Raw genomic sequence first — 10,988 nt, 5'->3', positions numbered from 1 at the left:
ACTGGCTATGGCTACTTTTTCTATAACTCCTCATATCTCTTTATAAATTAGTTGCCAAGGTAACTTCATTATATCTTCCCTTCGCCTTTAGGCGAAGGGATTTCTCATCCCCGATAGGGACATTAAATATATTTGTATTTTTTAGTTACCGGATTCCTTGCCTTCACAGGCAAGTATTGTTGCGTGGACCGGTAAAACCCACTGTGTCACCTAGTTAGCTTGACCACGTGGTCCATAAAAATAATAATAAATACTAATATTTTTAACTAGATCCCGTGGTCAAGCCACGGGATGACAGAGGGTGGACTTGATCCACGTGGGCAATGCCTAGCAAGAATTATATCATTCCATGCTAAGGCAGCATAAATTTAGTCTATATTAATTTGGTATAATAACTATTGCATCAGATACGGGACGTATTGTATGTTCACCTAAAGCTTCATCCTCATTTCCTGTAACATTATTTATAATTTTTCTGTCCATGAATAATGTAGCAGCACCGCTACCATCTAGGTTAATTGCCGTTTCGCATCTAAGGCTTAACATATACTCTACAAGCTCTGTTTTAGTTAATCCTATCACAGTATCATTTACAAGGTGTTTTTCTAGCATCTTTAAAGCTTCGGGTAACGTTAATTTCTAAAAAGTTACTCCTTTTTCTTTTGGTAGAATTGATCTAGCGTGTACAAACTTAAGGTCTTTTACATGTTGCTTATAAATATGCTCGGCTATAACTATAGTGCCATCATTACGCACTCCCAAAGCAGTACGTGCATGAGCCGAATCATTTTGCTTTAGATTTTATCTACAATATTTTTACCGTTTTGAACTAATACAGGAATGCCTGTTACTGAAGCAGTTTTGCTTAAATTTATAGACTTACCGTCTTATCAATAAATTCTAAATTCAGCTTTACAGAATCATTTATATTTACTGTCGGCAAGCTTACTTCTTTTGGGAAAGATAATACAAAACCTTTTTGCGGAATTTGATTATCACCATGATTGCTTAGATCCATAATAATCAAATTCTGATCAAGCAAGATTTCCTTATTAGTATACGGCGTTAATGTAGTAGATGCCTACACATCATTATAGAAGGTAATATCTTTTGGATTTGAAAAATAATTAACTTGATTTGGAATAATCGATGTATCGCCTATATCTACAGAAATTTTTGCACTAGCCTTGGTAATTTGAATATTGTCCTGATCTATAATTAGCAAGCTTTGTAGTTGTTTTCTAAGACTAAATAGCTTGCCGTCAACCATTAAGGTAAGGCTAGGTCTACCGTCATCGCTACCTGCAATCTCAAAGAATCCAGCATTAATAGCAGCAACTGCATTAGTGCGGCGTGCTATCGCGTCTACTGTTTCTCTGCCTATAACCTGATTATGAGCTTTCACTAGTTTTAACTCAAAATTCTTAGGATCAATAGTTAATACATGGATAATATGCTTATCTTTTTTATAACGACTATACGTTAAGCCTGTATGTTCCTTTGCATATATTTTAAAACTGATTATTAAAATCATAAATAAGTAAACTAATCATATTGTTTTACTTTTTTTAACAATAAAATTTGGCCATAATGCTTCTTTACTTTGAGAGAATCTTTTACTCTTTTCCGTCCATATTTTAACTACCTCAAAAAGCCCGTTAAAATAAGGTTTTATTGTATCTTTATTCATATTATAAAAATCACGACCATCAGTTTGCATAATATCAGAACCGTACCCGTAAGCAGCATAAAAATCCCTTACGACTTTAATGCAGCGTAAATTTTTTTATAAACATTGATTGTTTCATTATAAGATCTATGAAAGAGAGTTGCTTGAGCCCAAACCCTATCAAACGACTCCTTAAAATCGATATCCTAAAAAGTTCAGTGCAGTACATCTATTCCGGTTTCTTTCGTGGCTAATTTAACCATTTCACTTGAACCATTAAAAGCGGTCACTTGATAACCTTGACCTAAAAAATACTTTGTATCACGACCGACTCCGCAACCGGCATCTAAAATATGGGCCTTTTTAGGTAAATAGCTAGTAAATGCTTTATAATTACCGGATAAATTCGCATTAATCGTTCTATCGTAAAACTCTTGAGCATTATTATTATAATATTATATATTTTTCATAACTTTATATTTATTCTCAACTATTAGTATATTTATACTCACCAAACAATAAAATACAAATAATTTCTATTATATATTTTCATTGACTATTAGACTTAAAAATGGTCTACTTATTAAGCAGTTTTTGCGTAGATGCCGTAGTCATCATTGCGTACAAGCATAGTCGTGGTTCTTATGTCATTCCCGCGAAAGCAGAAAGGGGTTGTTGCGTGGGTCAGTTTTACCTCCGTCATCCCGTGGCTTGACCACGGGATCCAGTTAAAAATACTAAAATTATTAGTATTTTTTATTGTTTTTATGGACCTCGTTAGCAATCCACGGGGTGACACAGTAGGTTTACCAGTCTATGCAACAATGCCTTGCGGGAATGACATAGGTATCCACACAACAATACCACTTATTAAGAATAAGGCTTAAGGTTTATATGATAAAAAAAATAATATTTGGAATAGCTATTTTACTTAGTACAAGCTGCTGTGCCAATAGTACAACTTCTGACGTCTCAAAAACAGATGCAACAAAAACCAACGACGCTACAACACAAAAAATTATAGATGATTTTTCTGCTTATGCCGGTACTATAAAACCAGAAGTACGGGAGGAAATACAAAAATATAGAGTAGAAATAGTTGCTATTAATAAGAAGAAACGTGAACTATATAACAGCCTTTCCAAAGAGGCTCAAAATTTTTTAGCAGAGCAACAAAAATATAAACAAAAACTATCTATTTCTAAACTACCGGCAGAAAACGACCCAAAAAATAATACTGCTGATTCTAATGACAATAAGGATAACGATACAAAATAAAATCTGTTATTTTTGTGAACTTGTAGATGTATGGTATAGGTAGATAAAACCTGTTCCTATGTCATTCCCACAAAAGCGGGAATCTAGTACTTTAACGCTTTTTTAAAGTTTTACCTTGAAAAAAATGATATAAAAAAATCTTTAAAATTAAGATTTTTTAGCCTGGATCCCAGCTTTCGCGGGGATGATCATCGAGAGTTTTTTAAAAACTGTCCGGTACTATAGGTCAAGCCACAGGGTGACGGTGGTGAAGCCTAGATTCCTGCTTTCGCAGGAATGACATAAAAGCCATACAACAACGCCGCTTTTAGCTAGGTATTTCATAAATCTGCTCTACTACACCATCAAGACCCATTAAAAAAGTATAAACTTTTAATTGGGGGAATTTTTCTTTTATTATATCACGTGCTTTGTTTAAAATTTCTGCATGGGCTGCCGTTTCTTTTTCCTTGGTATTTAGCTGTTCCTGACCTATAAGTATTTTGTAAGCTCCACATTCTCTATGATCAAGAAAAACAATTTGTTTGATGTTATGTAATTCTTGTAAAATCTCGATAGTATCTTCTATTGTTTTGCCCCAATAAGTATATTTGTCGTTAACGAGGGCGAGCGATGCACCGGGCAGTGAGACTTTATCAAAATTATCTTCTAACCCTAATTGCGTCATTAATTTATCTGTTTCATCTATTAATCTAAAATCCACACAACTAATTAAAAGAGTCGAAACTTCATTTAATGTTTTTAAATGTTCATTACTTACTTCTACCTTTACAACTTTCTTATTGGCAATTATATCATTGTTAGCAGCGTAAAGATGTACACTAGACAGCATAATAAACCCTAAAATTATATATTTTACATATATCATAAAATTCTCCTATTTAAAAATATTTCTTACATGCTTTAAAATAAGAATAACCTGTAATGATTGTTAAAAAAGCGGCAATCCATAAAATTATTTCTCCTACTATATCTAAATAAATAATTCCTGAACCTTTGGAGCCTAGTATCAATATCGATAAAGCAAACATTTGTAAAAACGTTTTTACCTTAGCGAGTCTCGATACAGGCACACTAACCTTGACTAAAGCTAAAAATTCCCGAAGACCGCTAACTAAAAATTCTCGTGCTAAAATTAATAGACAAGGTATCTCATCTACGTTATCTTTTTTTAGTAGCATTATAATAACGCAACCCACTAGTAGCTTATCTGCTATAGGATCAAACATCTTGCCAAAGCTCGTAACTAAATTATATTTTCTTGCAATATAACCGTCAAAAAAATCCGTAATACTAGCTAAAACAAATAATAATGCTCCAAGTTTACGTGCAAGTGAATTATTTATATAAAATGCCAGTATAATAACCGGAATTACCATCATTCGAGCAATAGTTAAATAATTAGGTAAATTTTTATCTATTTTCATTAATTAATTAAATTTATTAATATAATATTGTTGAATTATGGATAGAATATTATTCCAAGACCAGTATATTAAAAGTCCCACAGGAAAACTACTAAACATAAATAAAAAAATTAGCGGTATAAATTTCATTACTTGAGCTTGCATCGGATCCGCAGGTTCAGGACTCATTTTTTGCTGTAAGAACATAGTAATAGCCATTAAAATAGGGCATGTTCCAATCATTAAAAATGACGGCGGTGAAAACGGTAATAAGCCGAATAAATTAAAAATAGTAGTAGGGTCAGGTGCGGATAAATCTTTAATCCAACCGTAGAACGGTGCTTGTCGCATTTCAATAGTTACATATAATACTTTATAGAGAGAAAAAAATACCGGAATTTGAACAAGTATAGGCAAACAACCCGCTACCGGATTTACTTTTTCTTTTTTATATAAAGCCATAATTTCTTGATTTAAACGTGCTTTATCATCACGGTATAAATTTTTTATCCTATCGATTTCCGGTTGTAAATTTTTCATTTTTTTCATCGAACGATAAGACTTATTGGTTAAAGTAAACATTAAGAGCTTAATTATAACCGTAACAATTAATATACTAACACCGAAATTACCGACATAGCCATAGAAAAAATTCATGGCGTAGAAGACCGGCTTAGTAATGATATAAAACCAACCGAAATCAATAGCTCTATCAAATAATTTAATATCATATTGTTTTTCATATTGATCAAGTAAGTCTACTTTTTTTGCTCCGGCAAAAATTCTGCTTTTAATGGACAAATTTTCACCGGGCTTTATTATTTGTACCGGTGAAATAAAATCTACCTGATATTTTTCAGTACCTTGTTTAGCAGCGTAATGAAAATTTGAGCTATAATTACTTGATTTGTCGGGAATTAAAGCAGATAGCCAATATTTATCGGTAATTCCTATCCAGTCAACTTTACTTGCTGCAAATTTTTCGCTTTTCTTATCTTTAATATCATCATACGAATATTCTTTAAGATTCTCGTCTATACAACCGATAGGTCCTTGATGTAGTATATTTACGGCTTTTTCTACGGCAGTATATTTACGATTTATTAAGCCGTATGATTGAACTGGAAGCTCTTTATCGCTATTATTAACTATGGTTTGTTCTATAGTAAATAAATAGTTTTTATCGACGGTAATATTAACTAAAAACTTAACTCCGTCTTCATTAACCCAAAATAAATTAACGGGTTTTTCAGGACTTAATATTTCACCGTCACTACTCCATATGGTATCGTTATTAGGAAGTTTTACACTAGATAAATTACTAACTAAGCCAATTTCGGCAAAATAAGAATGCTCTGTATTAGTAGGTGAAAATAATACCACATCAGAGCTATTTTTAGATAAATCTTGCTTATATTTTTTTAATATTAAATCATCAAATCTAAGTCCTTTTAGTGAAATAGAACCGGTGAGTGATTCAGATTCTATTTTAATACGCTGTACTTGACTTTCTTCTTGAACAACAATATCAGTTGCAGGTTCTACTAAAGCTTTTAACTGTTGTTTCTTTAAATTTTCTGCTTTCTGCACTGCTATTTGCTGTTGCTGTTTTTTTTGTGTAGGTTTTACGACAAAATACTGCCAACCGAAAATTATACTTAAAGACAGTACAATAGCGGATATTAAATTAATTATATTATTATTCATTCCTAGGTCTTAAATTTTCATATTTTTAAAGCTTTAAGTTTTAAAGCATTTGGAGAAAATAATCAAGTAGTATATATACCAGATGAAGGGCGGCTTCCATCTTGGATACAAATTTAACTGCAGATATATTATACCACTCCTACATTCTGAAATATTTTTAATTTAAATTCAGGAAGTATAGAAATTAAATGTTCAGAAATATTGTCTTGTATATTTTCATAACCTACTAAATTCACTTCTTTAATGAAGATATATATTTCTATAGGCAACCCGTTAATTGTAGGTTCAAGTTGTCTTACTAAAAAAGTAAATCCTTCAGTATAAACTGCCGGATTATTTTTTAGATATTCCTGAATATATAATTTGAATAGCTTAATGTTGGTTAAATCTTTCTTTTCTTTATCAAGAGTGATTTTATCTATTACATCCTTTGATATATAAGGAGATTTTTTTAGTTCTTTTAAAATAGTAGCATCACAGAAATTAATAGTTGCCATATTAATATTAAATACTCTCTTTACCCTTCTTGCTCCTGATTCACTAATGCCTCTATAATTAGTTACATTAGAATTTAAAATGCTGTAAGTAGGAACTGTAGAAATAGATTGGTCAAAATTCCTAATTGTTACTACGGAAATAGTAATTTTTGTAACTGTTCCCTCAATTTCTCCTATACGTATCCAGTCTCCAATATTAATAATTTCTTGAGTAGTTAGTTGCAAACTTGCAAGTAATCCTAAAATGGTATCTTTGAAAACAAATGTTAAAAAAGCTGCGGCTGCACCTAAACTTGTTAAGAATGTACTAAGCGAAATATTTAACATATATGAAATAGTTACCATTGCTGCAACAACTATAACAAGAATTTTTAATATTTGAAAATATAAGCTAAGCGGTGCATTTTTTGCAACAGCTTTGATCCTATTGTGATACAGATCTGCAAAAGCATCTATAAGCGTTAATAATAACATCGTCACGGATACACTAGTATATAAGATTACTATAGTATCTTTGATTCCAAGTAATACATGTGCTTTAAAAGAAGTAGGATGGAAAATATTTCCCCAACCTACACAGTAAAGTGCTAATAAAGTATGTAATAAATAACGAAATATAGGATATTTTTTTAGTATCCTTTCATACTCATAATCATGATGTCTAGTTAAATAATTTTTTACAGGAATAAAAATTAATCTTTTAATTAGAAATATCACCGGTATAAGCGATACTAACATAACAAACAATAATACTAACTCAGTACTTGCGGTATGATATAGATCCATTAAATATTGCATATTTTACATTATTATTATAAATATAAATCTTTTTTATTATTACTAAGCATGTTATTTTTATCAATAATTTTAACTCAAAAGAATTTGGTATTGCTAAACAAATATAGATACTGTCGTTGCGAAGCCACGAAGTGGCTGTAACAATCCATAAAAATAATAAAAAACTCGATTGCTTAATCAATTACTTACATAATTTTCCGTAACTCAGACGTTGAATGAATTAAATAACTTATTTATCTATGACATTTCCTAATATCAATCCAATTATTTTCTCTCTAGGCCCACTTGCTATCTCTTGGTATTCTCTTTCATATGTAGTAGGAATTTTGCTAGGCTGGTTCTATGCAAACAAAATGATAGAAAAATTTAAGCCTCAAATTACCAAAAAAAATCTAGAAGATTTCATTACTTATGCCGTTATAGGCATAATAGTCGGAGGCAGACTAGGATTTGTTTTATTATATAACCCTTCTAGATATTTTTTACATCCAATAGATATCTTAAAAACTTATGAAGGCGGAATGTCTTTCCATGGCGGAGCTTTAGGGGTGATTATTGCTGCTTATTTGTTTTGTCGAAAATATAAAGTTAATTTTTTAAGTCTCATGGATATCATAGTCGCTGTAGTACCTATCGGATTATTTTTAGGTAGAACCGCTAATTTTATTAACGGCGAACTATACGGACGTATTACAAATTCTTCTTTTGGTATGATTTTCCCGAATAGTGATTTGATGCCAAGACATCCTAGTCAGTTATATGAAGCTTTTTTTGAAGGTTTAGTATTATTTTGTATCTTAGCGTATGCAACATTTAAGCATAAAACTCTTAAAAACTGCGGTTTAAACTCAGGACTATTTTGTACCTTTTACGCTCTTTTCCGAATCGCTATTGAAATATTTAGAGAACCAGATATACAAATCGGGTTTATTTTAGATAACTTAACTATGGGACAAATTTTATCTGTACCTATGTTACTTTTAGGAAGTTATTTAATATGTCAATCGAATCCAAAATAAGACAATTCATTGAACAAAACGGTTATATTACTTGCGATGTCCTCATGCAGGAGGTATTAAACTTAAATCCTACTTCCTATTATAAGCAAGTAAAATCATTGGCTAGCAAAGGGGACTTTGTTACAGCTCCTGAAATTTCTCAGCTATTCGGTGAAATTATCGGCTTATGGTGTATCAAAGAGTGGCAAAGAATCGGTTGCCCAAAAAGTCTTAGTTTAGTAGAGCTTGGTCCTGGTCGGGGTCTATTAATGCGTGATTTACTACGCACTGCAAAATTAGTACCGGAATTTTACAAAGCTTTATCAATTGAACTAATAGAAATTAATCAAAATTTTATTGCTCATCAGAAGGCTAATTTACAAGATATTAATTTACCGATTAGCCATCGATCATTTGTAGAAGATATACCCAAAAAACCTACTATAATAATAGCTAATGAATTCTTTGATGCTATGACGATAAAGCAATATATTAAAGTCAAGGAATTATGGTATGAAAGAATATTTGTAGTGCAACCGATAGACGGCAGAATTAAATACGATAAAATAAGCATTAATAAGCCATTACAAGAATATTTACTAAGCACTCATATTGAAGCAAAAGACGGAGCAGTACTTGAAGAATCTTATAAATCTATAGAAATTATAAAATTTATAGCACAGCATCTAAAAACACTGAGCGGTAGTTGCTTAATAATAGATTATGGCTATGATATAGCTCCGAATGATAGAACTAGATATCAATATAATCCAACATTACAAACAGTCAAAAACCATCAATATTGCCCCATCCTTGAAAATCTTGGAGAAGCTGATTTATCGGCACATGTGGATTTTTATACATTAAAAACAGTAGCTAAAAATAGTAAAATAAACGTAATAGATACAATAGCGCAACGAGATTTTTTAATAGAAAACGGCATCTTATTACGCAAGCAAACATTGCAAGACAAGCTTAACAATAGATATCTTTCCAAATTACCTCTAGAAGTAGAATTTGAAAAAGTGTCTAAGCAAGTAGGAATAATAGAAAAACAGGTAGAGAGGCTAATATCCCCGAAACAAATGGGAACATTATTTAAAGTATTACAAATTATGAATTAATCTATTTTGGCTCTTTCATAGAACCTAAGTTCTGCGTCTTGATTATAAATGGATAACTTAAGGCTCCTTCTTCACATTTCAGCATAGATTCAAATTCTTTTATACGCTCTTCGGTGTAAGACACATAACCAGTATCATTGGATAGGAACCACCATAAACCCCAGAACTCCAAAATTCACAATCAGCATCTCGGTATTTAATCCATAAATTTTGGGATTTTTTAAGTAAATTAACTTTTTCTTGTTCATCTGAAAGATGCTTTAATATTTCTTGATATATTTGATTTAGTTTCTTATCAACTTTCTTATATTCTTCGCCGGCACAATAATTCATGTCACCTTGTGTCATGGCATTATTACAATCAACAGTAAAAGCACAAGATATCGTACTAAGAATAGCCAACAGAAAATAATTATTTTTTTCATTATTTTATCATTTTTAAAAATAATTATTAAGCATCATACGCCGTGGCGTTCTGCAATTAAACTTTTTATTTTACCGATAGCTTTAGCAGGATTTAAGCCTTTCGGGCAGGTCTTAGTACAATTCATAATCGTATGACAACGGTAAAGCTTAAATGGGTCTTCTAAAGCTTCAAGACGTTCACCGGTATTATCATCCCTTGAATCGGCAATCCATCTATATGCTTGTAGTAAAATCGCAGGACCCAAATATTTATCACTGTTCCACCAATAGCTAGGACAGGCAGTAGAACAGCAAGCACATAATATGCACTCATATAAACCGTCAAGCTTTTCTCGGTCTTTAATCGACTGTAACCTTTCAGAATTTGAAGGGGTAGGGCTATCGGTTTTAAGCCAAGGTTCTATAGATTCGTATTGTGCGTAAAAATGCGACATATCGGGTACTAAATCTTTCACTACTTTCATATGAGGAAGCGGATAGATTTTAATATCGCCTGATATATCTTCTATTGGTTTTATACATGCTAAAGTATTTGTGCCATCAATGTTCATGGAACAGCTACCGCAAATTCCTTCCCGACAAGAACGCCTAAAAGCTAAAGTAGAATCGATTTCATTTTTGATTTTAATTAAAGCATCTAAAACCATCGGTCCGGTTTTGCTTAAATCTATCTCAAAACTATCGATAGTAGGATTCTCATCAAGATCAGGGTCATACCTATAAATTTTTACCTTTCTAGGTTTAAGCATTTCCTCTTGTTCTTTATGCTCTTTGCCTTTTTTTACTACTGAATTTGGCGGTAATCTTAACTCTGCCATTTAAGTACTCTCTTAAAATTTATTTTTAGGACTATACAAAATAATTAGCTAATTCACAATCTTTCATCCCATTAACAAAATCTTTGATTGTTATTACCAGGATGTCTAATTGAATCTTTAGGGATTGTTTTACTTAAAGAGCCATGACCTCCTTTTCGTTGAATTACAATATAATTACCTATTATAATATTACCCTTATTTGTAAAAATAATATCATAATTTAGAGCTTTTAGAATATCTTTCATTACATATATACTATACGCATTA

General features: G+C 31.6%; 16 protein-coding genes. 4 read left to right on the top strand and 12 right to left on the bottom strand.

Annotation, left to right across the window (positions count from 1 at the left end):
* Positions 1-378: 378 nt before the first annotated feature.
* The 5 genes from ACKTSD_RS00435 to ACKTSD_RS00415 all read right to left on the bottom strand — a co-directional run bounded on the left by ACKTSD_RS00435 (position 379) and on the right by ACKTSD_RS00415 (position 2,022).
* Positions 379-612, bottom strand: a complete 234-nt coding sequence (locus tag ACKTSD_RS00435) for a phosphodiester glycosidase family protein (RefSeq protein ID WP_412707496.1) — start codon at positions 610-612, stop codon at positions 379-381.
* Between the two features lie 259 nt (positions 613-871).
* A complete protein-coding gene (locus tag ACKTSD_RS00430; RefSeq protein WP_412707495.1) occupies positions 872-1,042 on the bottom strand; it encodes a hypothetical protein in 171 nt (56 codons plus the stop codon).
* Positions 1,043-1,081: 39 nt separating this feature from the next.
* On the bottom strand, positions 1,082-1,534 hold the full coding sequence (locus ACKTSD_RS00425; RefSeq protein WP_412707494.1) for a hypothetical protein: 453 nt from the start codon (positions 1,532-1,534) through the stop codon (positions 1,082-1,084).
* Positions 1,535-1,549: 15 nt separating this feature from the next.
* Entirely contained in the window at positions 1,550-1,720 is a 171-nt protein-coding gene (locus ACKTSD_RS00420; RefSeq protein ID WP_412707493.1) for a tellurite resistance-like protein, read from the bottom strand.
* Between the two features lie 164 nt (positions 1,721-1,884).
* Positions 1,885-2,022 carry a methyltransferase domain-containing protein gene (locus ACKTSD_RS00415; RefSeq protein ID WP_412707499.1) on the bottom strand — a complete coding sequence of 46 codons (138 nt, stop codon included), beginning with the start codon at positions 2,020-2,022 and terminating at the stop codon, positions 1,885-1,887.
* A 291-nt stretch (positions 2,023-2,313) separates the two neighbouring features.
* Between ACKTSD_RS00415 and ACKTSD_RS00410 the strand changes: the two genes are divergently transcribed.
* Positions 2,314-2,556: a hypothetical protein gene (locus ACKTSD_RS00410; RefSeq protein ID WP_412707492.1), complete on the top strand. Its 243-nt coding sequence runs from the start codon at positions 2,314-2,316 to the stop codon at positions 2,554-2,556.
* Positions 2,557-2,563: 7 nt separating this feature from the next.
* The gene (locus ACKTSD_RS00405; RefSeq protein ID WP_412707491.1) at positions 2,564-2,947 is read left to right on the top strand and encodes a hypothetical protein; all 384 of its coding nucleotides are present in this window, start codon (positions 2,564-2,566) and stop codon (positions 2,945-2,947) included.
* A gap of 307 nt (positions 2,948-3,254) precedes the next feature.
* On the opposite strand, the gene ACKTSD_RS00400 is transcribed toward ACKTSD_RS00405, so the two are convergent.
* The 4 genes from ACKTSD_RS00400 to ACKTSD_RS00385 form a co-directional block, all read right to left on the bottom strand.
* Positions 3,255-3,815 (bottom strand): carbonic anhydrase, encoded by a 561-nt coding sequence (locus tag ACKTSD_RS00400; protein ID WP_412707490.1) that lies wholly within the window; start codon positions 3,813-3,815, stop codon positions 3,255-3,257.
* 13 nt (positions 3,816-3,828) lie between these two features.
* Positions 3,829-4,374: a CDP-diacylglycerol--glycerol-3-phosphate 3-phosphatidyltransferase gene (gene pgsA / locus ACKTSD_RS00395; RefSeq protein ID WP_412707489.1), complete on the bottom strand. Its 546-nt coding sequence runs from the start codon at positions 4,372-4,374 to the stop codon at positions 3,829-3,831.
* A gap of 3 nt (positions 4,375-4,377) precedes the next feature.
* A complete protein-coding gene (gene yidC / locus ACKTSD_RS00390) occupies positions 4,378-6,060 on the bottom strand; it encodes a membrane protein insertase YidC (RefSeq protein WP_412707488.1) in 1,683 nt (560 codons plus the stop codon).
* A 128-nt stretch (positions 6,061-6,188) separates the two neighbouring features.
* Positions 6,189-7,355: a mechanosensitive ion channel family protein gene (locus tag ACKTSD_RS00385; protein ID WP_412707487.1), complete on the bottom strand. Its 1,167-nt coding sequence runs from the start codon at positions 7,353-7,355 to the stop codon at positions 6,189-6,191.
* Positions 7,356-7,594: 239 nt separating this feature from the next.
* On the opposite strand from ACKTSD_RS00385, the gene lgt reads away from it, so the two are divergent.
* Together lgt and ACKTSD_RS00375 are read left to right on the top strand one after the other, a co-directional pair.
* Positions 7,595-8,374: a prolipoprotein diacylglyceryl transferase gene (gene lgt / locus ACKTSD_RS00380; RefSeq protein ID WP_412707486.1), complete on the top strand. Its 780-nt coding sequence runs from the start codon at positions 7,595-7,597 to the stop codon at positions 8,372-8,374.
* Entirely contained in the window at positions 8,353-9,477 is a 1,125-nt protein-coding gene (locus ACKTSD_RS00375) for a class I SAM-dependent methyltransferase (RefSeq protein WP_412707485.1), read from the top strand. The genes lgt and ACKTSD_RS00375 overlap by 22 nt, the downstream gene beginning before the upstream one ends.
* A gap of 99 nt (positions 9,478-9,576) precedes the next feature.
* On the opposite strand, the gene ACKTSD_RS00370 is transcribed toward ACKTSD_RS00375, so the two are convergent.
* The 3 genes from ACKTSD_RS00370 to ACKTSD_RS00360 all read right to left on the bottom strand — a co-directional run bounded on the left by ACKTSD_RS00370 (position 9,577) and on the right by ACKTSD_RS00360 (position 10,966).
* Entirely contained in the window at positions 9,577-9,879 is a 303-nt protein-coding gene (locus tag ACKTSD_RS00370; protein WP_412707484.1) for a lysozyme inhibitor LprI family protein, read from the bottom strand.
* Between the two features lie 56 nt (positions 9,880-9,935).
* Complete coding sequence (locus ACKTSD_RS00365; RefSeq protein WP_412707483.1) at positions 9,936-10,721, bottom strand: succinate dehydrogenase iron-sulfur subunit; 786 nt, start codon at positions 10,719-10,721, stop codon at positions 9,936-9,938.
* A 71-nt stretch (positions 10,722-10,792) separates the two neighbouring features.
* The gene (locus tag ACKTSD_RS00360; protein WP_412707482.1) at positions 10,793-10,966 is read right to left on the bottom strand and encodes a hypothetical protein; all 174 of its coding nucleotides are present in this window, start codon (positions 10,964-10,966) and stop codon (positions 10,793-10,795) included.
* Positions 10,967-10,988 lie beyond the last annotated feature (22 nt).

The organism is Candidatus Rickettsia kedanie (assembly GCF_045865205.1).
Classification (GTDB): Bacteria; Pseudomonadota; Alphaproteobacteria; order Rickettsiales; family Rickettsiaceae; genus Rickettsia; species Rickettsia australis.
The sequence above is the reverse complement of the archived record's forward strand: the minus strand, read 5'-3'. Positions and strand labels throughout refer to the sequence as shown.

What these genes read in the sequence shown, in the direction of transcription:
- pgsA (WP_412707489.1), bottom strand. Translation starts at nt 4,374, where the DNA reads ATGAAAATAGATAAAAATTTACCTAATTATTTAACTATTGCTCGAATG.
- ACKTSD_RS00375 (WP_412707485.1), top strand. Translation starts at nt 8,353, where the DNA reads ATGTCAATCGAATCCAAAATAAGACAATTCATTGAACAAAACGGTTAT.
- ACKTSD_RS00405 (WP_412707491.1), top strand. Translation starts at nt 2,564, where the DNA reads ATGATAAAAAAAATAATATTTGGAATAGCTATTTTACTTAGTACAAGC.
- ACKTSD_RS00410 (WP_412707492.1), top strand. Translation starts at nt 2,314, where the DNA reads ATGTCATTCCCGCGAAAGCAGAAAGGGGTTGTTGCGTGGGTCAGTTTT.
- ACKTSD_RS00385 (WP_412707487.1), bottom strand. Translation starts at nt 7,355, where the DNA reads ATGCAATATTTAATGGATCTATATCATACCGCAAGTACTGAGTTAGTA.
- ACKTSD_RS00435 (WP_412707496.1), bottom strand. Translation starts at nt 612, where the DNA reads ATGCTAGAAAAACACCTTGTAAATGATACTGTGATAGGATTAACTAAA.
- ACKTSD_RS00425 (WP_412707494.1), bottom strand. Translation starts at nt 1,534, where the DNA reads ATGATTTTAATAATCAGTTTTAAAATATATGCAAAGGAACATACAGGC.
- ACKTSD_RS00420 (WP_412707493.1), bottom strand. Translation starts at nt 1,720, where the DNA reads ATGCAAACTGATGGTCGTGATTTTTATAATATGAATAAAGATACAATA.
- ACKTSD_RS00365 (WP_412707483.1), bottom strand. Translation starts at nt 10,721, where the DNA reads ATGGCAGAGTTAAGATTACCGCCAAATTCAGTAGTAAAAAAAGGCAAA.
- ACKTSD_RS00360 (WP_412707482.1), bottom strand. Translation starts at nt 10,966, where the DNA reads ATGAAAGATATTCTAAAAGCTCTAAATTATGATATTATTTTTACAAAT.
- lgt (WP_412707486.1), top strand. Translation starts at nt 7,595, where the DNA reads ATGACATTTCCTAATATCAATCCAATTATTTTCTCTCTAGGCCCACTT.
- yidC (WP_412707488.1), bottom strand. Translation starts at nt 6,060, where the DNA reads ATGAATAATAATATAATTAATTTAATATCCGCTATTGTACTGTCTTTA.
- ACKTSD_RS00400 (WP_412707490.1), bottom strand. Translation starts at nt 3,815, where the DNA reads ATGATATATGTAAAATATATAATTTTAGGGTTTATTATGCTGTCTAGT.